Annotated in this window: 23 protein-coding genes; all 23 read left to right on the forward strand. The window is 70.4% G+C overall.

Going from position 1 to position 25,803, the window contains the following annotated elements; all coding sequences use genetic code 11:
- Window positions 1-3: 3 nt before the first annotated feature.
- The 23 genes from CQ047_RS07575 to CQ047_RS07685 all read left to right on the forward strand — a co-directional run bounded on the left by CQ047_RS07575 (window position 4) and on the right by CQ047_RS07685 (window position 25,780).
- Window positions 4-975, forward strand: a complete 972-nt coding sequence (locus tag CQ047_RS07575) for a MoxR family ATPase (RefSeq protein ID WP_105673861.1) — start codon at window positions 4-6, stop codon at window positions 973-975.
- Window positions 975-2,231 (forward strand): DUF58 domain-containing protein, encoded by a 1,257-nt coding sequence (locus tag CQ047_RS07580; RefSeq protein WP_105673863.1) that lies wholly within the window; start codon window positions 975-977, stop codon window positions 2,229-2,231. Before CQ047_RS07575 ends, CQ047_RS07580 begins: the two co-directional genes overlap by 1 nt.
- Window positions 2,228-4,633 (forward strand): transglutaminase domain-containing protein, encoded by a 2,406-nt coding sequence (locus CQ047_RS07585; protein WP_105673865.1) that lies wholly within the window; start codon window positions 2,228-2,230, stop codon window positions 4,631-4,633. Before CQ047_RS07580 ends, CQ047_RS07585 begins: the two co-directional genes overlap by 4 nt.
- Complete coding sequence (locus CQ047_RS19165; RefSeq protein ID WP_105673867.1) at window positions 4,630-6,027, forward strand: RDD family protein; 1,398 nt, start codon at window positions 4,630-4,632, stop codon at window positions 6,025-6,027. The genes CQ047_RS07585 and CQ047_RS19165 overlap by 4 nt, the downstream gene beginning before the upstream one ends.
- Window positions 6,024-6,839 (forward strand): PP2C family serine/threonine-protein phosphatase, encoded by an 816-nt coding sequence (locus tag CQ047_RS07595; protein WP_105673869.1) that lies wholly within the window; start codon window positions 6,024-6,026, stop codon window positions 6,837-6,839. Before CQ047_RS19165 ends, CQ047_RS07595 begins: the two co-directional genes overlap by 4 nt.
- Entirely contained in the window at window positions 6,839-8,335 is a 1,497-nt protein-coding gene (locus tag CQ047_RS07600; protein WP_105673871.1) for an FHA domain-containing protein, read from the forward strand. Before CQ047_RS07595 ends, CQ047_RS07600 begins: the two co-directional genes overlap by 1 nt.
- Window positions 8,332-9,957, forward strand: a complete 1,626-nt coding sequence (locus CQ047_RS07605) for a serine/threonine-protein kinase (RefSeq protein ID WP_105673873.1) — start codon at window positions 8,332-8,334, stop codon at window positions 9,955-9,957. The genes CQ047_RS07600 and CQ047_RS07605 overlap by 4 nt, the downstream gene beginning before the upstream one ends.
- A gap of 14 nt (window positions 9,958-9,971) precedes the next feature.
- Entirely contained in the window at window positions 9,972-10,679 is a 708-nt protein-coding gene (locus CQ047_RS07610) for a hypothetical protein (protein ID WP_223587192.1), read from the forward strand.
- Window positions 10,676-12,166, forward strand: a complete 1,491-nt coding sequence (locus CQ047_RS19170) for an RDD family protein (protein WP_105673877.1) — start codon at window positions 10,676-10,678, stop codon at window positions 12,164-12,166. Before CQ047_RS07610 ends, CQ047_RS19170 begins: the two co-directional genes overlap by 4 nt.
- A gap of 43 nt (window positions 12,167-12,209) precedes the next feature.
- Window positions 12,210-16,721 (forward strand): FtsK/SpoIIIE domain-containing protein, encoded by a 4,512-nt coding sequence (locus tag CQ047_RS07620; protein ID WP_105673879.1) that lies wholly within the window; start codon window positions 12,210-12,212, stop codon window positions 16,719-16,721.
- 53 nt (window positions 16,722-16,774) lie between these two features.
- The gene (locus tag CQ047_RS07625; RefSeq protein WP_105673881.1) at window positions 16,775-17,818 is read left to right on the forward strand and encodes a hypothetical protein; all 1,044 of its coding nucleotides are present in this window, start codon (window positions 16,775-16,777) and stop codon (window positions 17,816-17,818) included.
- Window positions 17,819-17,929: 111 nt separating this feature from the next.
- Window positions 17,930-18,217 (forward strand): WXG100 family type VII secretion target, encoded by a 288-nt coding sequence (locus CQ047_RS07630; RefSeq protein ID WP_105673989.1) that lies wholly within the window; start codon window positions 17,930-17,932, stop codon window positions 18,215-18,217.
- Window positions 18,218-18,293: 76 nt separating this feature from the next.
- Window positions 18,294-18,602: a flagellar protein FlgN gene (locus tag CQ047_RS07635; protein WP_105673883.1), complete on the forward strand. Its 309-nt coding sequence runs from the start codon at window positions 18,294-18,296 to the stop codon at window positions 18,600-18,602.
- A gap of 11 nt (window positions 18,603-18,613) precedes the next feature.
- Entirely contained in the window at window positions 18,614-19,780 is a 1,167-nt protein-coding gene (locus CQ047_RS07640; RefSeq protein WP_146114285.1) for a DUF308 domain-containing protein, read from the forward strand.
- Window positions 19,781-19,816: 36 nt separating this feature from the next.
- Entirely contained in the window at window positions 19,817-20,434 is a 618-nt protein-coding gene (locus CQ047_RS07645) for a hypothetical protein (RefSeq protein ID WP_105673887.1), read from the forward strand.
- Window positions 20,431-21,051, forward strand: a complete 621-nt coding sequence (locus tag CQ047_RS07650; RefSeq protein WP_146114286.1) for a hypothetical protein — start codon at window positions 20,431-20,433, stop codon at window positions 21,049-21,051. The genes CQ047_RS07645 and CQ047_RS07650 overlap by 4 nt, the downstream gene beginning before the upstream one ends.
- Window positions 21,048-22,088, forward strand: a complete 1,041-nt coding sequence (locus CQ047_RS07655; protein ID WP_146114287.1) for a hypothetical protein — start codon at window positions 21,048-21,050, stop codon at window positions 22,086-22,088. Before CQ047_RS07650 ends, CQ047_RS07655 begins: the two co-directional genes overlap by 4 nt.
- A 128-nt stretch (window positions 22,089-22,216) precedes the next feature.
- Entirely contained in the window at window positions 22,217-22,504 is a 288-nt protein-coding gene (locus tag CQ047_RS07660) for a WXG100 family type VII secretion target (protein ID WP_105673989.1), read from the forward strand.
- 78 nt (window positions 22,505-22,582) lie between these two features.
- Complete coding sequence (locus tag CQ047_RS07665; RefSeq protein ID WP_105673893.1) at window positions 22,583-22,771, forward strand: hypothetical protein; 189 nt, start codon at window positions 22,583-22,585, stop codon at window positions 22,769-22,771.
- Complete coding sequence (locus CQ047_RS07670) at window positions 22,768-23,049, forward strand: hypothetical protein (protein WP_105673895.1); 282 nt, start codon at window positions 22,768-22,770, stop codon at window positions 23,047-23,049. The genes CQ047_RS07665 and CQ047_RS07670 overlap by 4 nt, the downstream gene beginning before the upstream one ends.
- Window positions 23,050-23,052: 3 nt before the next feature.
- Window positions 23,053-24,618 carry a hypothetical protein gene (locus CQ047_RS07675; protein ID WP_105673897.1) on the forward strand — a complete coding sequence of 522 codons (1,566 nt, stop codon included), beginning with the start codon at window positions 23,053-23,055 and terminating at the stop codon, window positions 24,616-24,618.
- Window positions 24,615-25,124: a hypothetical protein gene (locus CQ047_RS07680; protein WP_146114288.1), complete on the forward strand. Its 510-nt coding sequence runs from the start codon at window positions 24,615-24,617 to the stop codon at window positions 25,122-25,124. The genes CQ047_RS07675 and CQ047_RS07680 overlap by 4 nt, the downstream gene beginning before the upstream one ends.
- Entirely contained in the window at window positions 25,121-25,780 is a 660-nt protein-coding gene (locus CQ047_RS07685; protein WP_146114289.1) for a hypothetical protein, read from the forward strand. Before CQ047_RS07680 ends, CQ047_RS07685 begins: the two co-directional genes overlap by 4 nt.
- Window positions 25,781-25,803: the final 23 nt, after the last annotated feature.

Raw genomic sequence — 25,803 nt, forward strand, 5'->3', positions numbered from 1 at the left:
CTCATGACAATGACCCCCGAACAGGCCGCCTGGTTCCAGGGCACCTTCACCCGCCTCGTCGACAACGTCGACAAGGCCGTGCAGGGCAAGCGCGAGATCGTCTCGCTCGTGCTCGCCTCCATGCTCGCCGAGGGCCACGTGCTGCTCGAGGACGCCCCCGGCACCGGCAAGACGAGCCTCGCGAAGGCGCTCGCCGCGACCGTGCAGGGCACCAGCGCCCGCATCCAGTTCACCCCCGACCTGCTGCCGTCCGACGTCACCGGCGTCACGATCTACGACCAGCAGTCGCACCGCTTCGAGTTCCACAAGGGACCGATCTTCGCCTCGATCGTGCTCGCCGACGAGATCAACCGCGCATCGCCGAAGACGCAGTCGGCGCTGCTGGAGGTCATGGAGGAGTCGCGCGTCACCGTCGACGGCGTGACCCACGAGACCGGCCGGCCGTTCCTCGTGATCGCCACGCAGAACCCGATCGAGCAGGCGGGCACGTACAAGCTGCCCGAGGCGCAGCTCGACCGGTTCCTGATCAAGACCTCGATCGGCTACCCCGATCTCGCCATCACCGAGAGCATCCTGGCCGGAGCATCCGACCGCAACCCGTCGGCCGCGCTGTCCGCGGTGATCACGACGAGCGCCGTCGCCGACATGGCCGACCTCGGTGCATCCGTGCACGTCGAGCCCGCCGTGCTGCGCTACGTCGCCGAGCTCTCCGAGGCGACGCGCAAGGACCCCGCCATCCGCCTCGGCGTCTCGGTCCGCGGCGCGATCGCGATGGTGCGCATGGCGAAGGTGTGGGCGGCGGCCCACGGCCGTCACTTCGTGCTGCCGGATGACATCAAGGCCCTCGCACGTCCGGTCTGGCAGCACCGTCTGCTGCTGGATGCCGAGGCGGAGTTCGCCGGCACCACGAGCGACATCGTGATCGCCCGCGTGCTCGAGAACATCGCGGCGCCGCAGGCGCGATCGGCCGCGTGATGACGACGGAGGCACTCGAGGCTGCGCCGATCGCCCGCGACGCCGGCTGGCGCGACGTCGCGGCGGTCATCGGTGCGCGCGGCCTCGCGCGCCTCCGCAAGGTCACCGCGGCGATCCGGCCGCTGGCATGGGTGCTGATGGCGCTCGCCGTCGGCTTCTGGATCCTCGGTCAGGTGGCCGGATGGGCGGAGTTCACCGTCGCCGCCGTCGTCATCGCGATCACCGTCGTCCTCTGCGCTCTGTTCCTGATCGGGCGCACCGCCTACGACGTGTCCCTCGACCTCGCGCGCACGCGCGTCGTCGTGGGGGAGCGCGCGGTCGGCGGCCTGAAGCTCGCGAACCGCGGTACGAGGGCGATCCTGCCCTCCCGTGTGGTGCTGCCCGTCGGATCGGGCCGCGGCGAGTTCGGCATCCAGCGGCTCGCGCCCGGTGAGGAGGCGGAGGAGCTCTTCGCCATCCCTACGCAGAAGCGCGGTGTCGTGAAGGTCGGCCCCGTCAGCGTCGTGCGCGGAGACCCGCTCGGCCTGTTCGAGCGCGCCCACCGCCGCGACGACCCCGTCGACCTCTTCGTGCATCCGAAGACCATCCTCTTCGACGGCCAGTCGCTCGGGTACCTGCGCGACCTCGAGGGTCTTCCCGCCGCCGACCTCTCGCGCGACGACGTCTCGTTCCACGCCCTGCTCGAGTACCAGCCCGGCGACGACCTGCGCCACGTGCACTGGAAGTCCACCGCGCGCACCGGGACGATGATGGTGCGGCAATACGAGGAGACCCGGCGCTCGCACTTCGTGATCGGGCTCTCCCGCGCCGCGGCGGAGTACGCCACAGGAGACGACTTCGAGCTCGCGATCTCGGTCGCCGGTTCCATCGGCCTGCGGGCCATCCGCGACTCGCAGCGCGTCGACGTCCGCGTGCAGGGGCGCGAGCTCCCCGCGGGCACCGGCAAGCAGCTGCTCGACTCGCTGTCGGCCGTGACCCATTCCAAGCCCCGCCGCGGCGGCATCGAGGACCTCGCCGGCGTCGTCGCCAGGACCATGCCCCTCGCCAGCGTCGTCGTGCTGATCTGCGGGTCCAAGGTGCGCTCGGACGACCTCCGTCTGGCATGCTCCCGCCTGCCCTTCGGCGCACGCGTTCTCGCCATCGTCGCCGACCGCTCGACATCCTCTCCCGCGCTCCGCCGCATCGGCGACGCCGACGTCGTCACCGTCGGCTCGCTCGAGCAGATCCCCCTCGCGCTCCAGAAGGTTCTCGCATGACCGCACCCGCCACCACGGCCACGGCGCTGCCGCTGCGCCGCTGGATCCTCGACCTCGGAGCGTCCGCGCTGCTCGTCGGCGTCTCCATGGTCGGCTTCTGGCCGACGTTCGCCGGCGGCTCGTACCTCCCGGCCGCGATCGGCGGCATCCTCCTGGGTCTCGCGATCTCCGCGGTCGCCGCCTGGCGACGCTGGGGCATCCTGATCATCGCCGGACTGACCGTCGCGGCGTACTTCGTCTTCGGCGGCGCCCTCGCCCTGCCGCACACCACGCTCCTCGGTGTCGTGCCGACGTTCGACACCCTCCAGCGCCTCGCGCTCGGCACGGTCACCTCGTGGAAGCAGATGCTCACCACCGTCGCCCCGGTGGCGGCGGCGGACGGGCACCTCATCGTGCCGTTCCTGCTCGCGCTCGTCGGCACGGTGCTGACGGCATCCCTCGCCCTCCGGCTCTCTCGGGTCGCCTGGGCTCTGATCCCCGCCGGTGCGCTGCTCATGCTCGTCATCGTGCTGGGCACGCCCGAGCCGGCGTTCCCGCTCGCCCAGGGTCTGGTGTTCGCCGTCATGGCGATCGCGTGGCTCGCGCTCCGCCAGCTGTGGGCGCCGCAGAACGACGCCGTGTCGGTGAGTGAGGTCGACTCCTCTCGCGCCACCCAGATGCGCATGCGGCGCCTCATCGCGGGCGCGGCGGTGCTTGTCGTCGCGGGTGGTGCGGGCATCGCCACGAGCGCGGTCGCCGCGCCGGCGCAGCCCCGGCACGTCTTCCGCGACGTCATCATCCCGCCGTTCAACATCCGCGACTATCCGAGTCCGCTGCAGTCCTTCCGCAAGAACGTGCGCGACGAAGCAGACGAGACGCTGTTCACCGTGAAGGGGCTGCCCAAGGGGGCGCGCATCCGGATCGCCGTCATGGATCAGTACGACGGCATGGTCTACAACGTCACCGACGGCGGACCCGACTCGTCGAGTGCGTTCGCGCCGCTCCGGTCGAACATGTCACCGGAGGCCGAGGGCGTCCCCGTCACGCTGAAGGTCGACATCGACCGCTACAACGGCGTGTGGGTGCCCGACGCGGGCGCCGTCTCCGCGATCGACTTCACGGGCGGTCGCGCAGAGGAGCTGCGCCGCACGGGCTACTACAACACGGAGACCGGCACGGCGGTCGTCACGTCGAAGCTCAAGAAGGGCGACAGCTACACGATCGACACGGTCATGCCCGCGCCGCTCGACGACACCCAGCTGGCCGACGTCGACTTCGGCAAGGTGCCCCTCCCGAAGCAGAGCAACGTTCCGGAGGAGCTCACCTCCCTCGCGTCCGAGACCGTCGCCGGCGCCGAGTCGCCCATCGAGCGCGTCCGCGCGCTGGAGACGTTCCTCGCAGAGGGCGGCTTCTTCAGCCACGGTCTGGAGGGCGAGGTCCTCTCGCGCGCCGGCCACACGGCCGAGCGCATCTCGACGCTCATCGGCGGCGATCAGATGATCGGCGACGACGAGCAGTACGCGGTCGCGATGGCGCTGCTCGCGCGTGAGGTCGGCATTCCGGCCCGCGTGGTGATGGGGTACTACCCCGACGAGGAGCGCGAGGGAGACCCCGAGTTCGCGGCCACGGGCGACGACGTGCACGCGTGGGTCGAGGTCAACTTCGAGGGGGTGGGCTGGCTCACCTTCAACCCGACCCCGCCCGAGGACAAGGTCCCGAACGACCAGAACACCAAGCCGAAGGTCGACCCCAAGCCGCAGGTGCTGCAGCCGCCGCCCCCGCCGCAGGAGCCGGTCGACCTCCCGCCGACGCTGCCGGACGACCGCAAGGGCGAGGACGAGACGTTCAACCTCGCGGGGCTGATCGGCATCATCCTCGCGGTCGGCGGCATCACGCTCGGCATCCTCGCGCTGCTCGCGTCGCCGTTCATCGTGATCGGCGCGTGGAAGGCGGCCAAGCGCCGCTCGCGGCGCAACGCGGCCAGGGCGTCCGACCGCATCAGCGGCGGGTGGGACGAGCTGACCGATCGCGCCGTCGACTACGGAGCCAGGGTCGCGCCCGGCGGCACCAGGGTCGAGGAGGCCGCGACCGTGGCCACCGCCCTCACCCTCCCGCAGGTCACGACGCTCGCCGAGCGCGCCGACGCCGAGGTGTTCGGACCCGCCGATCCGACCCCTGACGACGTGGACGCGTTCTGGGCGGAGGTCGACGGACTCGTCGGCGGGCTCGGCAAGGAGGCGGGCTTCTTCAAGAGGATGAAGGCGCGCCTGAGCCTGCGCTCGCTGATGGGCGGCACCGCCGTGGCGACCGGAATGCAGAACCTGAAGGATGCCGCCACCGCGCGCGTCCGCCGTGAACCTGGCACGATCAAGAGCAGCACCGCTGCGAAGACGCCCCCCGCACCCGAGAGCGAGACCCCATGAGCCAGCCCGCGATCGAGAGCAGCGCGCCGATCCCGCGGCGCGCGATCGCCTACCTGATCGACGCCCTGATCGCCGGGGCGATCGCGATCGTCGGCTTCATCGTCGTCGCCGTGATCGCCTTCAGCACCAGGCCCATCGAGAACCTCATGATCGTGATGCCGATCGGCTACGGGCTGCTCCTTCTGGTCATGATGGGCTGGGCCGTCGCCTACACCGTGATGCAGACCGGCAAGGGCTCGTTCGGCATGCGCGCGCAGGGCGTGCGGCTCGCCTCGGCGACCGACGGCTCCCCGATCCGCTTCGGACGCGCTCTGCTGCGCAACATCGTCTTCTGGCTCACCGCGAGCGTCGTGGTCGGATACTTCTCCCCGCTGTTCGACGGCTCCGGCCGGTTCCAGGGCTGGCATGACCGTGTCGCGGATGCTCGTGTGCTCGACGCGCGGCGACCGTCGACGGCGGCGCCCGCAGCGCCCGCCGCTCCGGCGACGACGGCGTTCCCCGTGGTGGCTCCGGGCCAGGGGTTCCCCGGCATCCCCGCTGCACCGCCGGTCCCCGGCATCCCCGCTCCGGCCGCTCCGCAGCACCCCGGGGCGTTCGCGGCACCCGCAGCGCCCGCGGCTCCAGCGGCGCCGGTCGTCCCCGCCGCACCCGCCGTTCCTCCGGCTCCGGTCGTGCCCGCGGCTCAGCCGGCGCCGGCTGCTCAGCCCGCGACCGTCCACCCGGAGCCGGTCGAGCAGGCCGACGCGGGGTCGCTGATCGCCTTCGTGCCCGGCGTCACCCAGCCCCGGCCCCCGGCCGCGGCTGCACCCGAGCCCGCTGCCGCTCCGGCGGCGTCGGACCTCGACCCGTCGCTCGACGAGACGGTGGTGCAGCGCCCCGCGCCCGCAGCGCCGATCGCCGCCGAGCCGACACTCGCCGCTCCGCCTGCTCCTGCCGTGCCGCCCGCTCCTGCGGCGGCGCCCGCTCCCGCCGTGCCGCCCGCTCCCGCAGCGCCGCCCGCCCAGGATGCGCTCCCCGTCGACGGCGCGGAGGACGAGGCGGAGCTCGAGCAGACCCGCATCAGCATCCCCGGCCACCGCCTGATCTTCACGTGGGACGACGGCACGAGGGTCCCGGTGTCGCGCCGCACGATCTTCGGCCGCAACCCCGCCCCCGAAGACGGCGCCGTGCTCGTGCCCGTGCGCGATGAGACGCTGTCGCTGTCGAAGACGCACTTCGAGGCGGCATCCGAGATCTCCGGCGGCTGGGTTCTCGACCGCCATTCCACGAACGGCATGACCATCGTGCGCGACGGCCAGCGCATCGCCTGCCCCGCCGGCCAGCGCGTGCCGGTGCGGCTCGGCGACGCCATCGAGATCGGCGATCGCATCGTCACGGTCGGCGGCTACGCGTGAGGCCCGGACTCGTCGTCACCACCGGGTCAGCGACGCACCCGGGGCTGCGACGCGCCCTGAACGAGGACGCGTACCTGGCGAGCTCGCCCGTGTTCGTCGTCGCCGACGGCATGGGCGGCCACGAGGCGGGAGAGCGCGCGAGCGCCACCGTGATCGAGGAGTTCGCGCTGTTCATCGGCCGGGCATCCCTCGCACTCGACGACGTCCGCTTCGCCCTGGAGCGGGCGCGGGAGGGCGTCGAGCATCTGTCGACCTCGGGCAACGGGCGCGCCGGCACCACGCTCAGCGGCGTCGTGATCGCCTCGGTCGACGGCATGGGCTACTGGCTCGCGCTGAACATCGGAGACTCCCGCACGTATCGTCTCGCCGACGGAGAGCTCGAGCAGATCACGGTCGACCACTCGGTCGTCCAGGAGCTCATCGAGGCGGGGCAGCTCACCCCCGAGGACGCGGCGACCGATCGGCGGCGCAACATCATCACCAGGGCGATCGGAGCGAGCAGCACGGGGGATGCCGACTACTGGCTCTTCCCCGCCGAGCTCGGCGACCGGATCATGGTGTGCTCAGACGGCCTCACCTCCGAGCTCTCCGACGGGCGGATCCGCGAAGTGCTCACGCTGACGACGGACCCGCAGGAGGCCGCAGACGTTCTCGTCGCCGAGGCCCTGCAGGCCGGAGGACGCGATAACATCACGGTCGTGATCGCGGATGCCGTGTCGGTGGCCTCGCGCCCCGGCACGCTGCTGGAGACCGACGACACCGACATCGACATGGACACGCGTCCGCGCGAGGCAGCAGGAGGGGTTCGCTGATGCAGACGATCTATCGACCGGGACAGTGGCACCTGATCGTGATTCCGGGGGCTCTCGTCGCACTGCCGCCGGACGCGCCCGCCGACCTCGTGGCGCGGCTGTGGGACAGGCTCCCCGCCGAGAAGACCCTCGCCAGCGTGGTCGACGTGCTCACGACGAGCGTCGGGGGATCGTTCACCGCGCTGCCGCCGTTCGCGGCCGCCGTCGCGGAGGGCACCGACGTCCGCATCGCGCTGCGCGGCGGCGTCGTGGCCAGGATCAGCAGCGGCACGGAGTCCGCGCAGGAGTTCACCGGCGCGGAGGTGACCACCTGGAGCGAGCGCTTCGTCGGCGGCGCCACCCGCATCGAGATCACGGTGGAGGAGTCGGATGCCGTCGCCGCGCTCCCGGTGCAGAGCGGGGTCGTGCGGGCCGCGGCCGTGAGCGCTGAGCTCGAGGCGAGCGACGCCGAGCGGATCGTCGCCGTGCTGGGCCCGGCCCCGGTGATCGAGTCCGAGGAGAGCGGCGTGTCCGCCGCGGTCCTGGGAGGCGTACCCGCTCCGGCGCTCGCGCTGTTCGGTGCGGCTGTCGCACCGGTCCCGCCTCTCGTCGCTCCCGTGCCGCCGATCGTCGACGTCGCTCCCGTGCCGCCGGTCGCCGGAGCCGCCCCGGTCGACGCTCCCGCATCCGCTGCGGCGCCCGAGCCTTCTGCCGAGGACGGAGCCGTCGAGGCCCCGATCGATCCGGCGCCCGAGGTCTCCGAGCCGGCGGCCGCGGAGCCGGTGGTCGACGAGGTCCCGGTTCTCCCGGAGTCGGTCGAGGCGCCGGTCGAGGAGCCGTCCGAGCCCGCCGCGGCGCCGTCCGACGAGGATGAGGCGCCCGACGCGGCATCCGACGAGGACCCGTCGGCCGAGGACGAGGTCGAGGGGGTCACGCTGATCCCCACCGAGACGCTGTCCCCCCTGAGCGACATCGATGAGTTCGATCAGCTCTTCGGCGAGACCGTGCACACCGCGCCGAGTTTCGTCGACGCTCCGCCGCCTCCGCCCTTCCCGATCGTGGCCGAGGGCGACCACGACGGAGCGACCATCTCGGCCGCCGAACTGCGGGCGCTGCGCCAGCAGCCTCCCGTGGCCGACGACGCTCCCACCCAGGTGATCCCCGTCGCCTCGGCCGGTTTCGGCCGCATCCGCGTCTCCACGGGCCAGGTGGTCGAACTCGACCGCACCGTGATCATCGGCCGGCGTCCGCGATCCACCCGCGCCAGCGGTGAGAACCTGCCGCATCTGGTCGCGGTGGAGAGCCCTCAGCAGGACATCTCGCGCAGCCACCTCGAGGTGCGCCCCGACGCCGACACCGTCGTCGTGATCGACCTGCACACGACCAACGGCTCGACGCTGCTGCGTCCAGGCGCCGACCCCGTTCGACTGCATCCCGGTGAGCAGACGCTCGTCCTGTCCGGAGACGTCGTCGACCTGGGAGACGGAGTGACCGTGGCCTTCGAGGACCTGCCGTGACCCGTCGCCCCTCACCGCCCCCGCAGCTGCCGGGCTTCACCTATGTGGAGCCGCTCGGCACCGGAGGGTTCGCCGACGTCTTCCTGTACGAGCAGCAGATGCCGCGCCGACGGGTCGCGGTCAAGGTGCTGCTCGCCGACCGGATCTCCAGCGGCGCCGCGCAGGAGTTCGCCGACGAGGCGAACGTCATGGCGATGCTCTCGACGCATCCGGCGATCGTCACGATCTACCAGGCCGGCGTCGCGGGCGATGGGCGCCCGTATCTGGTCATGGAGTACTGCCCCCGGCCGAACCTGCAGCTGCGTGCGCGCAAGGAGCCGTTCTCGGTCGCCGAGGCGCTGCGCGTCGGCGTGCAGGTCGCCGGTGCGGTCGAGACCGCTCACCGGGCAGGGGTTCTGCACCGCGACATCAAGCCGGCGAACATCCTCGTCACCGAGTACAACCGTCCGGCCCTCACCGACTTCGGCATCGCCTCGACGACGGGCGCGACGGGCGAAGCATCCGGCATGTCCATCCCGTGGTCGCCGCCGGAGTCGTTCGCCGAGCCGCCGCAGAGCGGGCCGCGCACGGACGTGTGGGCCCTGGGTGCGACGCTGTACACGCTGCTGGCCGGTCGCTCGCCGTTCGAACGCGTGGGGGAGCGCAACTCCAGCGCCGACCTCATCGAGCGCATCGAGCGCGCCGCCCTGCCGCCCCTCGCGCGCCCCGACTCCCCGGAGAGCCTGCAGCGCCTGCTCGAGCGCTCGATGGCGAAGAACCCCGACGACCGCTACCCGAGCGCCGTGGCCTTTGCCCGCGCCCTGCAGAAGGTGCAGATCGAGCTGTCGCACTCGGTCACCCCGATCGACATCGTCGACGACCACGCACCGGCCGAGGAGCAGGAAGACGACGGAGACGGGCTGACCCGCGTCAGGGAGATCGTCAGCATCGACCCCGAGGTCGCCGCCTTCACACGTCCGTCGGCGACGACGGAGCGCAAGGCACCGGCGGTCGTGTTCCCCGAGGTCCCGCGCTACGATCCGCCCCCCGCCGCGCAGGCGCCGTCGATCGAGGAGACCCAGATCCGGGTGCCCGCTCCGGTGCTCGGAGCGGATGCCGACGAGCGCACGCTGTTGCGCGCGCCTCGAGTGCTCGCGCCGGATGCCTCGGCATCCGCCGCACCGCCCGCCGCTCCCGTCGTCGACGCCCCGGCGCAGACGATGTCGACGGCGCCTCGAGGACGCAAGGGGCTCTGGATCCTGCTCTCGGTCGCGGGAGTCGCCGTCGTCGTCGGTGCGATCGTGATGCTCAACATCCTGGTCTCCGGAATCGAACCGACTCCGCAGGCGACGTCGGAGGCCCCCGACCCGCAGGACGTCGTCTCCGACGTCGTGCCGAAGGTGGGCGACCTCAGCGGCACCAGGACGGGCGAGCAGATCGCGTTCACCTGGACCAACAAGGACCCGCAGGAGGGCGACTCGTTCATCTGGAACGTCGTCGAGGTGTCCGGTGAGGTCGACCCGCAGCAGACGACCGAGCCGACGGCGCAGTTCACGGCGGGCGCGGGGAAGGTCTGCGTCGACGTGATGCTCCGCCGTGACGACGGCCGCGCGTCGGAGCCGGTGCGGGGGTGCGTCGAGTGAGCGGGACGAGCGGCGTGACCGTCGAGTTCGCCGGGGAGTTCTTCCCGCTGGAGCGCGGCGGCCGGTTCGTGGTCGGTCGAGAGGGCGACCTGGAGCTGGACGACAACCTCTTCCTGCACCGCCACTTCCTGGAGATCACGGATGCCGACGGCCTGTGGTGGCTGTCGAACGTCGGCACGCGCCTCACGGCGACGGTGACGGACTCGGCCGGCGGCGTGCAGGCCTGGCTCGCGCCGGGCGCCCGACTGCCGCTCGTGTTCGAGATGACGACGATCGTGTTCAGCGCGGGACCCACGACCTACGAGCTGACGGTGCACGCCGCCGAGCCGACCTTCCGCGCCACGCGCCGTGAGCACGACGACGGCGGCGCCTCGACCATTGGCGACGTGCCGCTCACCCTCAGCCAGAAGCTGCTGATCCTCGCGCTCGCGGAGCCGCAGCTGCGCAGAGACGGCACCGGGATGAGCGACATCCCGACATCCGCGAAGGCCGCAGAACGGCTGGGATGGACGGTCACCCGCTTCAACCGCAAGCTCGACAACGTGTGCGACAAGTTCGACCGCGTCGGCGTCCCCGGCATGCGCGGGGGGCAGCGCCTGCTCGCGACCAACCGCCGAGCGCGTCTCGTCGAGCACGTCATCGCCTCGCGTCTGGTGACGAAGGACGACCTGCCGCTGCTCGACACGGCGCACGCCGACGAGGCAGAGGGGGAGTCCGAGTGATCTGGGAGATCGACGATCACGCCCCGGTGATCGAGGGCCTCGACGCGCACGGACGCCCTGATCCCGCCTATGCCGCCTCGCTCGGACTCCGTGCGGCCGGACGAGGAGCCCGCGTGCTCGCGGCGCTGATCGAATGGCTCGTCGCGGTGCTCATCGCCCTGCCGGCCATCATCGTCCTCACACCTCCGCTCACGCAGGCCCTCTCGGGCACCCTCGACCTGGGATCCGTCTTCGGCGGCGCCAACGGGGTCTGGGCGATCGTGGCCGTCGCCGTGTCACAGGGACTCATGACCGCGTACGTCGTGGTGCAGCTGGTGCTGCACGGACGCAAGGGCGTCACGCTCGGCAAGGCGATCTGCGGCATCCGCTCGGTGAACGTGCGCACGCTGGAGCGCCCCGGATTCTGGCGCGGCGCCGTGGTGCGCTACCTCGTCGCGTACGCGTCGCTGCTGGTGCCGCTCATCGGGCCGTTGCTCGTGATCGCGCTCTCGCCGCTGTTCGACACCGAGCGCCGTGGACGCGGCTGGCTCGACCTGGCGGCAGCGACCTGGTTCGTCGACGTGCGCGGCGGCCTCAACCCCTACGACCAGAAGCGCATGCGCATCGCCCGCAAGCGCGTCAAGACCCCGGAGGTCGAGGAGCAGGCGCCGCTGCCGTCTCTCGCGACGCCGGTCGATCGCGACGCCCCTGCGGAGTACGTGCCGAGCGCCCGTCTGTCCGGCGGTGTGATCGGCGCGCACCGCACCTCGACTCCGACAGCTCCCGATGCGGCGCAGCCGCAGGTCTCCGGTTCCATGGTGTCGGCGGTGCCTCCGTCCCACGCGACGGGGGCCGCCACGCCCTCGCCGGCCCCTGCGGCGCCGACCTCCTTCGCGCCTCCCGCCGCGGAATCCGCGCCGTTCGTGCCTCCGGTGATCGCCCCGCAGCCGACGGGCGCCGCGCCCGCTGCGGTTCCCGCGCCGGCCCCGGCGTCGGCGGTGGCTCCGGCGGTGCCAGCTCCGGTCCCGGTCCAGGCGGCCCCGGCCGTGGTCCCGCAGACCCCCGCTCCCGCCTCGACGCCGGGTCCCGCTTCCGCGGCCTCCGCTGCAGCCCCGGCTCCCGCCTCAGCACCGTCTCCCGCCCCGGCATCCCCCGCTCCCGCGCCTGCCACCCCCGCCGGGGTGCGCGCCGTGCTCGTGCTCGACACGGGAGAGCGCATCGAGGTCCGCGGCACCACGCTGTTCGGCCGCTCGCCGAGCCCGGCCGCCGGAGAGGGCGAGACCCAGCTCGTCGCGGTGTTCGACGACACCCGCTCGGTGTCGAAGACGCACATCGCCGTGATGCCCGCCCGCCGCGGTCTCTTCGTCGTCGATCGGGCCTCGACCAACGGCAGCGCGATCGTGCGGGGAGGCTCCGAGACGGCGTTGGCGCCCGGCCACCCCGTGGAGCTGAAGGCGGGCGACACGGTGCGGTTCGGCGACCGCACGCTCCAGGTCGAACGGGTATGACGCGACAGTGCAGAACGCGCCTGCGGCGCGGTGAGGACGGACGATGAGAGTCAAGCTGACGTTGCGGCGCCCTTCGGCCCCGCTGACGGATGTCGTCGTGATGGCGGATTCGACGGCGACGGTCGCCGACGTCGCGAGGCAGATCGCCTCGACCGACCCGCTGCGCAGCATCCCCGCCGGCCCCTCCGACGTGCTCACGCTGTCGGTCGCACCGCCCACCAGCGATCAACTGACCATGCTCAGCCCCGATCTCCTCGTCGGGGACGCCCCGATCGGCTCCGGCTTCCTCGCCGAGGTGGTCAACGTGGGCGCGAACCGCGCCTCGACGGGCTCGGCGAGCGCGCGCCCCGCGGCCGTGCTCACCGTGGTGGCAGGTCCCGCCGCCGGGCAGGAGTTCCCGCTGCCGATCGGTCACTTCATGATCGGACGCGATCACGCGAACGACGTCGCGATCGCCGATCCGCTGATCTCGAAGCGCCACGCGCGCATCGAGGTCGCAGCGACCTTCGTCGAGCTCGTCGACCTGAACTCCGCGAACGGCATCCTCGTCGACGGCGGTCTCGTGCAGCGCCTGCGCGTCATCCCCGGCCAGCACTTCACGCTCGGCGACTGCGAGTTCGTGGTGCACCTGGTCGGCGACTTCGACGGCTCGGCGTCCGGCGACCCCGTGCTCGAACGCGGCGGCGCCCTGCTGTTCAACCGCAGCCCGCGCGTCGAGGAGCGCTTCACCGGAGAAGACCTCGACGAGCCCCGTTATCCCCGCGACCAGGTGCAGCGCCTCTTCCCCTGGCCGATGCTCGTCGCGCCGATCCTGTTGGGCGCCGTGACGTTCTTCATGTTCGAGAATCCGCGCGCGCTGCTGGTGATCTTCATGTCGCCGCTCATGATGTTCGGCAACTTCATCTCGCAGAAGACCAATCTCGGCCAGCGGCTGCGCAAGGAGGCGGAGTCCTTCGAGGAGCAGTTCGAGCGTCTGGAGGAGAAGCTCTACCACTCCCACCCCAAGGAGCGGGAGGTGCGCCAGAACGAGGTGCCCGCCGTCGCCGTCGTCTTCGACGAGGCGATGCGGCTCGGCCCGCTCCTGTGGACCCGTCGCCCTGAGCACTGGAACTTCCTCTCGGTGCGACTCGGCGTCTGCGAAGACGAGTCGCGCACCGCGATCAAGCGCACCGAGACGCCAGAGGCTCTGGTCGAGTACGTCGAGCGCGTCGACCGGCTCGAAGAGCGCTACCGGATGATCAGCGACGTGCCGATCCTCGAATCGCTGCAGAGCGTCGGCTCGATCGGCGTCGCCGGTCCCACGTCGCTCGCGAGCGATGCCCTCCGCGGCATCGCGGTGCAGCTGTTCGGCATGCACTCGCCGAACGAGCTGGTCACCGTGGCCCTCACCGAACCCGGCTGGGCCAACGAGCTCGACTGGTTGAAGTGGCTGCCGCACACGTCCAGCGAGCGCAACCCGTTCAAGGACGTCTCCCTCGCAGACTCGGCCTCCACGGGCGCCGCCCTGCTGTCGGGTCTGGAGGAGATCGTGATGCGTCGCTCCAGGGAGGCGAAGTCGCAGCGGCCGCCCTACGGCGACGACTGGGATCCGATGCTCTTCGGCACCGACGTCAAGCGGGCGGCGGAGGATGCGACGTTCCCCGGCCAGACCGCGATCCTCGTCATCGTCACCAACGATGCGCCGGTCGACCGAGCCCGGCTCACGCAGATCCTCGAGCGGGGCGCCGACGTCGGCGTCTACGGCCTCTTCGTCGCCCCCGTGGTGGCGGCGCTGCCCGCCGCGTGCCGCACGTTCGTCGACGTGAGTCGAGGGCTCGAGCACGCCACCGTCGGCACCGTGCGCAGCGGCGTCGCCTATCCCGATGTGCAGGTCGAGGGCGTCTCGCACTCGTACATGACGATGTTCGCCAAGCGGCTCGCACCGGTGGTCGACTCCAGCACGGTGATCGAGGACTCCTCCGACATCCCCAACTCCGTCATGTTCCTGTCGCTGATCGGCGCCGACCTCGCGACAGACCCGAACGCGGTGATCGACCGGTGGCGGCAGAACAACACGATCATCGATCGCTCGGGGGCACCGCAGCCGCGTCTCAAGAAGGCGGGCAACCTGCGTGCGATCATCGGTCAGTCGCAGACCGACGCCATGACGCTCGACCTGCGCACCCAGGGACCGCACGCCCTCGTCGGCGGAACCACCGGAGCAGGCAAGAGCGAGTTCCTGCAGGCGTGGGTGCTCGGCATGGCCGCCGCGCACAGCCCCGACCGCGTGACGTTCCTCTTCGTCGACTACAAGGGCGGCTCCGCGTTCGCGGATTGCGTCGATCTGCCGCACACCGTGGGTCTGGTGACCGACCTGAGCCCGCACCTCGTGCGGCGCGCGCTCACCAGCCTGCGCGCCGAGCTGCACCACCGCGAGCACCTGTTCAACCGCAAGAAGGCGAAGGACCTCCTCGAACTCGAGAAGCGCCGCGACCCCGAGACGCCGCCCGCGCTCGTGCTCGTGATCGACGAGTTCGCCGCGCTCGCCGGAGAGGTCCCGGAGTTCGTCGACGGCGTCGTCGACATCGCCCAGCGCGGGCGGTCTCTCGGCATCCACCTCATCATGGCCACCCAGCGTCCGGCTGGCGTCATCAAGGACAACCTCCGCGCCAACACCAACCTGCGCGTCGCGCTGCGCATGGCCGACGAGTCGGACTCGAAGGACGTCGTGGACGACCCGGTGGCGGCATCCTTCCCTCCGTCCCTCCCCGGCCGCGGCATCGCCAAGACCGGACCGGGGCGTCTGGTGCCCTTCCAGTCCGCCTATGCGGGTGGCTGGAGCACCGACGAGGTGCAGGCCGCCGAGGTCAAGGTGGCGGAGCTGCGGTTCGGCTCCATCCAGACCTGGGAGGCCGAGCAGGCGCCCGAGTCGGACTCGCACGACGAGGACCTCGGCCCGAACGACCAGAAGCGCATCGTCGCGACGCTCGTGAAGGCGGCGACCGCCGCCCGCATCCCCGCACCTCGGCGCCCGTGGCTGGACGACCTCGAGCGGGCCGTCGACATGCGCGATCTGCCCGTGCTCGGCGACGGGCAGATCCTGCTCGGCAAGATGGACGTGCCGGAGCGCCAGCTGCAGGAGCCGGCGTACTTCCACCCCGACAAGGACGGCTCGCTGCTCGTCTACGGCACCAGCGGCTCCGGCAAGTCGACCGTGCTGCGCACCCTGGCGATCGCTGCGGGGTTCGACCCGGCCCGGTCGAACGTCGAGGTCTTCGGGCTCGACTTCGGCTCCGGCTCGCTCAAGAGCCTCGAAGAGCTCCCGCACGTCGGCTCGATCATCTCGGGCGACGACGCCGAGCGCGTGCAGCGCATCCTGCGCTCGCTGTCGAGGGTGCTCGACGACCGCGGCAAGCGGTTCAGCGCGGCGAACGCGTCGAGCCTGACGGAGTACCGCGAGATCACCGGCACGGCCGAGTCGCGCATCCTGCTGCTGATCGACGGCTTCCCCCAGTTCCGCAGCGAGTGGGAGTCGACGACCGCGAGGATGCCGTTCTACCAGACGTTCATGCGGATCCTCGGCGAGGGACGGCCGCTCGGCGTCCACGTGATCGCCAGCGCGGATCGCTCGGGCTCCGTGCCGACGGCCGTGAGTGCGAACGTGTCGCGCCGGGTCGTGCTGCGTCTGTCCGACGAGTCGGGCTACGCGATGCTGAACGCGCCCAAGGACGTGCTCGACGAGCGCTCCGCACCGGGGCGCGCGATCGTCGACGGGCTGGAGACCCAGATCGCCACCCTCGGCGGAACCCCCAACGTGGCGGAGCAGACGAAGTTGCAGGGCCTGCTCGCCGCGGAGCTGCGTGCCGCCGGAGCCCGCGAGGTCGCCGAGATCGGCGCACTGCCGACCCGGCTCTCGCCGCGGGAGCTGCCGGACCGCATCGGGGAGTTCCCCGTGCTCGGCATCGCGGAGGACACCCTGGCCGCACGCGACTTCGACCCGGTCGGCACGTTCGTGGTCGCGGGGCCGCCGCAGTCGGGCAAGACGAACGCGCTCAAGGCGATCATCGGATCGATGCGCCGCTTCGACCCCGAGATCAAGCTGTTCCACTTCGGCGGTCGGCGTGCGCAGCTCAAGGAGTTCGCCGACTGGACGCGCAGCGCCGTCACACCGGAGGACGCGAAGGAGCTCGCGAAGGAGATCGCCGAGATCGCCGTCGACGAGACGGTCCCCGTGCGGATGCTGATCGTGGTGGAGGACGTGCCGCAGTTCGCCGACGGACCCGCCGAGCGCGAGATGAAGGCGCTGTTCCAGGCGATCAACCGCAGCGACCACCTGCTGATCGGCGACGCCGACGTCACGCAGGTGACCAGCGGATTCGGCTTCATCGGAGACTTCAAGGCCGGACGCAAGGGCATCATCCTCAAGCCCGACGCCTTCGACGGCGACGCCGTCTTCAAGGTGCCCTTCCCGAAGGTCAAGCGCACGGACTTCCCCGACGGCCGCGGCATCTTCGTGCAGGCCGGGCGTCAGGTCACCGTGCAGATGCCGCTCGTCGAGGGCGAGCGGACGGCGTGAGCGCGCGGCGGCCCGGATGCCGTCGCCGCTGACAGACGCAGGAAGGTGGAACGATGCCCGTGAGCTTCGACATGTCGGCGCTGAGTGCACCGGTCGACCCCGCCGTCGCGCACCGCGAGTTCCAGGAGCGGATCGATCGTGAGGGGCGCCGGACCGGTGCCAGGGTCGGCATGGCCTGGTCCGTCTTCCAGACCGTCGTCCTCGTCGCCGGTGGCGGCATCCTGGCGGCGCTGGCCGTCGTGGCGGTGCAGCTCGCCTTCGGCGGGGAGGGGCTGAACGCCGCGACCGTGATCATCGCGGCGCTCGTGGTCGCACCGCTCGCCGTCGCACGGGTGCGGTCGTACCGGACGGGTCCGGATGCCGTGGAGGCCGACGTGTACCGGCTGACGAGGTTCGCCGCCGCGAACGGCCTCTCCCACGTGCTGGCCGAGAGCGACCCCGACCTCCCCGCCGCACTGTTCCAGGTGGGCGGCGCACGGGTCGCGAGCGACGTGATGGTCGCGGCCTCGCCGCGCAGGTTCGAGGTCGCCAACTACTCCTACGAGACGTGGACGGCCCGCACACGGATGCCGCGGAGCGCGACGTTCGCGGTGCTCGAGTCGGGGATCCCGCTTCCGGCGATGACGATCAGGGCCGCATCCCCCAGCGATCAGGCGGGGGCGTGGGCGCCGCAGCCGCAGCAGACGCCGCTGCCCTTCGAAGGCGGGTTCGGTTCCACGTTCCGCGTCTTCTGCGCCGTGGAGGACGCTGATCGCGTCCGCGCCGTGCTCACGGAGCCCGTGCAGACCGCGCTGATCGCGCTGGTGCGCCACGGCGATGTCGAGATCGTCGGCGGGAGCGTCTTCTTCCTCGCGCGGAGGCAGCTTCGACTCGCCGACGTCGCGTTCTGGGAGTGGGTCGAGGACCTCGTGGCGATGGTGGATGCCGTCGATGACGGCGGCGTGCGGGTGGGCACATCCGCCGATCCGGCGCGGCGCGTGCGGCGCGAAGCGCTGTTCGATGGGCGCAGGAGCAGCAGGCCGTTCGTGCTCGGCTGCCTCCTTCCGCTGGTTGTCGGACTCGCGGCGGCGGCGCTCGTCACGGCGTTCTCGCACTGAGAGACGGCGGATGGGGAGTCCTCCCCATCGCGGTGGGGGGTGTTGTTTCGTAAAGTTGGTGGTGTCGGGCCGGAGAGGTCCGGTCCAATTCGATTACCGGAGGTGTGGACGATGGCCGATTTCGGTGCGTCTTATGCGGAGATGGAGCAGGTGGCGTCGTCGCTGTCGCAGGCTCGTGATGACATTCAGGGGCAGCTGGATTCTCTGAAGTCTCAGGTGGACACCCTGCTGGGTGAGGACTTCAAGACGCAGCATGCGTCGGGCAAGTTCGGTGAGGGCTATGGGGAGCTGACCACGGGTCTGAAGACCGCGGTGGATGGTATCAACGACATGTCGGAGTCGCTGCTGGGCATGATGCGTGCGATCCAGGATCTGGACACGCAGCTCGCCGGCGGCTGACACGCTGCTGCAGGATCTTCGGGGGTCGGCCGAGAGGCCGACCCCCGCTATCTGACACATACCGGAGGAGAACAGCGTGGGCGACGGGGTCAAGCTCAAGTACGACGATCTTGATGATCTGCAGACCGAGCTCAAGAACATCATCGGCGAGTTCGAGGCGGCGGGGAGCCGGCGCAGGGATCTGTCCCATGCCGTCGGGCGGCCCTACGGCGAAGACGCTCTGCAGGATGCCGCCGACGACTTCGAAGGCCGCTGGGACGACAAGCGCAAGACGCTGATGGACAACTGCAAGAAGGTCGCAGAACATCTCGAAGGCGTGATCAAGGGCTTCAAGGACTTCGACGTCGAAGCCGCGAAGAAGTCAGAGAACAACGGGGGCAACTGACGATGTACCGGATGATGCCTCAGACTTCCCCCGCCGGACACTACATCCAGGTGGTCACGGGTGATGCCGACGCGATCAAGGAGCGCGGCACGCAGATCAGCGAGCTCGCGACGGACATGCAGAAGTCCTCCGCCCTCCTCCAGCGTCTGGTCGACAACGGCTCCGACATGAGGGGCGACGCGATCGACAAGCTCAAGGAGCTGTCGAAGGAGGTCCACGAGGACCTCAAGAAGGGCGGCGAGCTCTACAGCGTGGTCGCGCCCTACATCAAGACCTACGGGCAGGAGCTCGAGGGGTCCCAGACGGCGATGACCACGATCATCGAGGACCTCTGCGACCTCTGGGACGAGTACAACCGCAAGGCCGAGGCCGCGGAATCGGCGCGCAACGAGCGCCCTGACTACCCGACGGGCGACGACGCCGACGACGAGCAGCTCCGCAAAGACGCCGAGGATGCGCGAGACGAGGCGGCCGGAGCCGCGAACACCGTCGCCACCAACGCCAAGGGCGCCTGGGACGCCCGTGCGAAGGACTACGACGCCGAGTGGGACTCGTGGCACACGGCGTTCACCAACGCCGCCAACGGCATCCGCGACGACATGGCGGGCAAGATCGAGGACTCCTGGAGCGATGACTTCGGCGGCTTCCTGCAGTTCATGTCCGATGTGCTGGCCGTCGCCGGCATCATCCTCGCGGTGCTCGCCATCATCGTCGGCGGACCGATCATCGCCGTCCTCGCCGGCATCGTCGCCGTGCTCACCCTCGCGGTCGCGCTCACACGGGCGATACGCGGGGAGGGCAGCTGGGTCGACGTGGCCTTCGGCGTGATCGGCGTCATCCCCTTCATCGGTCCCGCCGCCCGCGGCATCCGGACCTTCGCCAGCGCCCCGGCCGGCACCGGCTTCCTCGCCAGGATGACCCCCGCCGCGGGGTGGAGCGCGTGGAGCCGCCAGACCGATCTGGTGAGGAGCTTCCCCGACTTCAGCGCACGACTCTTCGGAGGCCACTCTCTCGTGGAGTTCGGGACGCTGACGAGCGGCACCGCCACCGGCGTGCAGACGCTCGAGATGGTCGGGAAGATCTGGTCCGCGCAGTTCGCGATCGCCGGCGCCACCAAGGATTCCTTCGGCGGCGCCTGGTCGGGGACCTTCGATCCCGATCAGAACCCGTTCAGCTGACCGTTCGCGTTTCTGCAGGGATGACAGACTGGTGCCATGAGCGATCTTCGATCTGAGCTGCTCGGGCGCCGCGGCGCCACCATTCCCCCGTATCGCATGCTCCTCCCTCCGGGGTGGGACGCCTACGACCTGAGCGAGCAGACCGAGAAGGAGCTGGTGAAGCGGGCGACGACCCGGCTGCGCGCCGCGCAGGCGACCGAGGCGCTCACCCTGAACCTCTCGCGGCAGGTCCGCGATGCGCTCGCCTCCGTGCGCGCGCAGAACGGTTTCGTGTACGCCTTCGCGGGGGAGAGCGCGCCCACCTGGGCGCTCGGCTCCGCGAGCCTGATCGGCATCAAGAGAGCGGCGACGCCCGAGGCTCCTCTCGGACGCGTCGTCGAGAACGTGATCGCCAACCAGGGCGGCGTCGCCGTCGGCGAAGGGCATCGCATCGTCCGCTGGACCGAGCGCCGCCCCGTCTCCATGGATGACGTCGATGCCGTGTCGTTCATGATCAACTACCTCATCCCGATCCCCGGCTCGAAGCTCACCGAAGCCGTGCAGTGGACGGTCACCGTCGCGCACGAGGCCGATCTGCCCGAGGACGACCCGGTCCTTGAACTCTGGGTGGCGCTCTTCGATGCCCACATCGCCACGTTCACCTGGGAGGCATGATGGAGATCGGCTTCGACTTCGAGCTGGCCAAGGCCATCCCGGTGGAGACCGCCGACGTCCGGCAGCTGGGCGCCGCCGAATGGGCGGCTCAGGCCGTCTCCCGGTTCACCGCGGTCGTCGATGTGCCGGTCGCACTTCGCGCGCGCCTCCAGGGGGCGCTGGAGAGCGTCGCCGCCGAGGTCTCCGACGACGCGCGACGGTTCCTGCTGGTCGGCACGGATGCCGCCGTGCTCGCTCCCCTGGTGTTCTTCGTCGTCGACCGCGAGCTCACCCGGCAGGAGCAGGCCGACTTCCTGTGGGCGCCGTCGGCGATCCTGCCTCCGGCGTCGCTTCGCGTGGAGACGGAGCATCTCGGCGTCGGATTCTCCTCGACCCTCGCGCAGCGCGAGGACGGTGTGGACTTCGGGACCCGTCGCTGGCTCTTCTTCGGGCAGGGGCTCACGGCAGGTGCTCTGCTGGGTCCGGTGGCGCCGTACTCGCTTGCCGTCGCCGAGCCCATCGCCGAGAGCATCCTCTCCGCCGCGCGCGTGGAGGGCTTCGTCCCGCTCGCGAACCACGACCGGGTCGAGGAGCTCTTGGCCGCTGTCGTCCGGGCGGGAGACGAGTGGAAGGCGTGAGTTCCCTCGAGTTCGACACCGCCGCCCTGCACGCACCGATCAGCCCGTCGGCGCCCGCCCTTCCGGCGGACGGTGCGATCCACGGGAGCGCTGCGGAAGAGCTGTCGGTGCGACGGCTCGTCATCAGAGTCGTCTTCCAGGTTCTCGGGTTCGGCGCGCTGGCCGCGATCGTGGTCATGTTCGTCCAGATGATCTTCGGCGGTGACGGGATGAACGTCCTCACCTGGATCATCGCCGCGTTCATGGTCGCGCCGTTCGCGATCTCGCAGATCGTCGCGTTCGGATCACGCCGCCGCGAGATCGCGGACATCGCGTACCGGCTCCCGCGGCTCGCGGCGGACAACCGGATGAGCCACGTCGCCGCCGAGCCGGCGGCGCAGCATCCCGTCACCCGTTTCCGCGCAGGCGGCCCGCTCGCGATCAGAGACCTGCTGACCTCCCCCGAGCGGTCAGGACTCGAAGCGGGCACGTACTACTACGAGCGGAGCATGGGGCGCTCGATGGTGGAGCACAGCGCGACCTACGTCGCGCTGGATCTTCCGGCCCCGGTGCCGTCGATGACCGTCGCCACGAAGCTCGGCGACGTGTGGAGCCAGCAGTCGACCCGTCAGAAGGCGCAGCATCCGGTCAGCATCGACCCCGACTTCGACGCGCACGTGCGGGTGTACTGCGAGCCGCAGGATGACGACGCCGTGCGGAGGCAGCTGACTCCGCCGGTGCGTGACGCACTGCGCGAGGTGGCGGGTCGGTGCGACGTCGAGGTGGACGGCGGCCGGATCCATGTCATCGCCCGCAAGGCCCTCCCCTTCACGGAACCCGCGTTCTGGCGCTGGGTCGGCGACATCGGCGCTCTCGCCTCCCTCCTCTCGCGGCCGGACGCTCCGGTCCCGGCGGAGACGGCATCGGGATGGAGGAGCCGCGACGCCGAGCGCGAGGCGCTCTTCGCGGCGCCCAGATCGGGGAGGGGCTTCGCCATCGGAGTCCTGTTCATCGTTCTGGGCCTGGTGGCCGCCGCCGTCATCACAGCCACGACCTGATCCGAGCCGTTCCGCGACCCGTTGGTGGATGGGGAGTTGTGCCCATCGACCGGTGGTGCGGGTGTTGTTAGGTTGGTGGTGTCGGGCCGGAGAGGTCCGGTCCAATTCGATTACCGGAGGTGTGGACGATGGCCGATTTCGGTGCGTCTTATGCGGAGATGGAGCAGGTGGCGTCGTCGCTGTCGCAGGCTCGTGATGACATTCAGGGGCAGCTGGATTCTCTGAAGTCTCAGGTGGACACCCTGCTGGGTGAGGACTTCAAGACGCAGCATGCGTCGGGCAAGTTCGGTGAGGGTTACGGGGAGCTGACCACGGGTCTGAAGACCGCGGTGGATGGTATCAACGACATGTCGGAGTCGCTGCTGGGCATGATGCGTGCGATCCAGGATCTGGACACGCAGCTCGCCGGCGGCTGACACGCTGCTGCAGGATCTTCGGGGGTCGGCCGTCTGCGGTCGGCCCCTGTGCATACACGCGACGGAGGGGTCGTACGGATGTCGGAGGAGACGCTGAGAGCGGCGATGCAGTCGCTGCGGGTGCGTGTGCCCGCGTCCGTCGCGGACGCCGCCGAACTGCGCGCCGAGGTGAGGGCGGCCGATGCCGCGCTGGGAGCCTGGCTGCGGGAGACGACGGCGGACCGCCTCGCGCGGCACGACCAGAGTGATGACGGGGGAGACGCATGAGCGACGTCAGGATGGACCTCGCGCGGTTGCAGTCGACCGCGCAGAAGGCCAGGGGGCTGGCGACGACGTTCGACGAGGCGGAGTCTTTCGCGGACGACCTCGGAGGCCTCACCGGTCACGGCGGTCTCAGCGACAAGGTCGACGATTTCGGCGGCAAATGGGACATCGCGCGGGAGAAGCTGCGCGACAACCTGCGTTCGCAGGCCGACTTCATGCAGGCCATCGTCGACACGTTCCGTGACCTCGATCAGAAGATGGCCCAGGACGGGGAGGGTTAGACCATGACCGTTCTTCCCGGAAGACCGGACGAGCTGACCGCGCGCGCCGCGGATCTCGTCGCATCGGCCGGCGTCATCCTCACGGTGATCCACGAACTGCGCGGCATCGTCGAGGACGACGAGGGCAAGGCCGTCCAGGCGCTCTACGAGCAGAACGACGAGATCTCCTCGGACCTCGAGCGCATCCATCCGCGCTACAAGGGAACCGCCGACGCGCTCACCGAGTACGCCGTCGCGCTCACTGATGCTCACGCCGACGCCGAACGCGCGCAGGACGATCTCGACGACGCGCTCCTCGCACAGGGTCGCGCCGACGCGGCGCTCCACGACCTCAACGATCGGGTGGATGCCGCCGGCGACTCCACCGAACCCTCCCTCGCCGATCAGGTCCCCGGTGCGCAGCGTGCGGCGAACGACGCCCAGGCGGCCGTCGGGTCGGCGCGCTCGCGGATCGACGCGGCGCGCGAGGCCATGAACGACGCCGCCGAGATCGCGATCCGCAAGATCGACGCGGCCATCGACTCCACGAACGAGGGGTTCTGGGACAAGGTCGGCGACTTCTTCTCCGACATCGGTGACTTCCTCGCGAGCATCGGCGAGTGGATCGGCGACTTCCTGCAGGACGTCGTCGATCTGCTCAAGAAGATCGCCGACACGCTCATCGCGATCCTGGGCGTTCTCGTGGTGCTGCTCCTCATCATCGCGGTGGGTGCGCTGTTCGGAACGATCGGTCTCATCATCGGGGCCGTGATCGCCGGGGTGCTCGCCGCCTTCATCATCACGAGCATCCTGTCCGACGTGCTCAAGGGCACGCCGGGGGTGAGCGAGACGGATCCTTACGCGAACGTGCCGGCGGAGGACGTTCCCGAGGGGCCGAGTCTGGCGACCGTGCTCGACGGCACCGGGGAGGTGGACGGCCTCGGCGGGGAGACCGACTCGGTCGTGAAGATCACCAAGGTGCTCGGGCCCGACGGCTGGTATTACACCGTCACGCTGCCCAGCACGCAGGAGTGGCTGTCCCGTTTCGGCGACCAGGGAGCGGTCAACGACCTCGACAGCAACCTCGCGCTGATGCTGACGCCGGCTCTGCAGACGCAGTACGAGCGGGCGGTCCTCGAGGCGATGGAGCAGGCGGGCATCGGTGAGAACGACCCCGTCATGCTCGTCGGATTCAGCCAGGGCGGGATCATGGCCGGACACCTCGCGGCGTACAACTCCGACTACAACTGGCAGGCGGTCGTCGTCTCCGGGGCGCCCATCGACCACATGCCGATCCCTGATTCGGTCGACGTGGTCTCCGTGCAGCACAACGGAGACCCGGTGCCGAACCTCGACATCGTCGCCGGCGACCTCGGCACCGAGCACGGCTCGAACTGGACGACCATCCACGTGGACCCGCCGAACCCCGCCCCGGTGCTGGGCGTGGATGCCGGCGCACACAACGCCGACAAGTACTCGCAGACCTACCAGGATCATCTCGCCGAAGTGCAGGCGAATCATCCCGGTCTCTCGAACTTCTTCAACGAGGATGGGTACGTCGACGTGTCCTACTACCACTGGAGCGAATGAGCATGAGGCGAGGACACATCGGAGGGCGACGGATCATCGCCGTGATGCTGGCGGGGTCGCTCCTGAGCGGTGCGCTGGCGGGATGCACGATGCTGATGCCGCAGACGGGCCAGGCAGAACAGACGGAAGGGTCGACAGTGGACTACGGTGATGTGGCGAACGCCGTGACAGCGGCGGTGCCGAGGGTCGTGGGAGTGCGAGATCTCGCGCAGTCGGCCAATGGTCTGGGCCATCGACTCAGCCTCGGACTGGAGGTCGACACCGCCGAGCCGCTCACGGCTGATGAGCTGGATGCCGTGGTCGAGGCGATCTGGGGTGCGCTTCCCTGGGAGCCGAACACGATCAAGATCACGGCCGGTGCGGATACGGCGGAGGGCCACGAGATCGTCGATCTCAGGACGGCGGCGGCCGATCTCGATCCGATGGGCGTGACGAATGCGGGCACGGGTGGAGTGAGCCTGACCGACATGAGCGCTCGGTACGGGAAGTGGTCGGCACCCGAGTGACCGGTCGCGATCTGCGGTTCCGCCTTCCCGGGCGCTGGTTCTCGGTGGACCTGTCCGGCGAAGACGCCACGACGTCCTCCATCGCGCGCATCGCCAAGGATGCGGTGGGACCGGCCGATGATCGCGCGGCCGAGCGTGCCACGGTGCGGCGTCAACTGCAGCAGGCGGTCACGGCGGGGGCGGATGGCGACGTCCGCGCCATCATGTTCTCGACCGAGATCGCCAGGGGAACTCCGCTGCCGGTGACGCTCCTCGTCTTCGAGCCCGCAGACCTACGGATGAGTCCAGCGGTCGGCACGGCGCCGCAGTCGGTGCTCAAGGTCATGGCCGAAGGGCTGAAGCAGCTCGATCCCGGCGCGTATGCCTCGATGATCGAGGTGCGCGGCCCGGGCGTTCCCGCTCTGCGCACGCACCGCGTCGAACAGGTCGAGGAGAGCGGGGACTCGGAGGGGATCCTGCGGTTGATCGCCGACTACTGGATCCCCGTGCCCGACACGAAGCGGATGCTCATGGTGCGGTTCTCGACGCCGCTGGGCGAGCTGGAGAACGTGATGCTCGCACTGTTCGACGAGTTCATCGCCGTCGCCTACTTCAGCGAGGACAAGCCGGAGTCCCTGCGCGATCAGCTGCGCGCGGGTGCGACCGCGCACAGCTGATCGGGCCGACATGATCGCGCGCA

Origin of the sequence: Microbacterium sp. MYb72 (assembly GCF_002979415.1) — a bacterium.
GTDB classification, from domain to species: Bacteria; Actinomycetota; Actinomycetes; order Actinomycetales; family Microbacteriaceae; genus Microbacterium; species Microbacterium natoriense.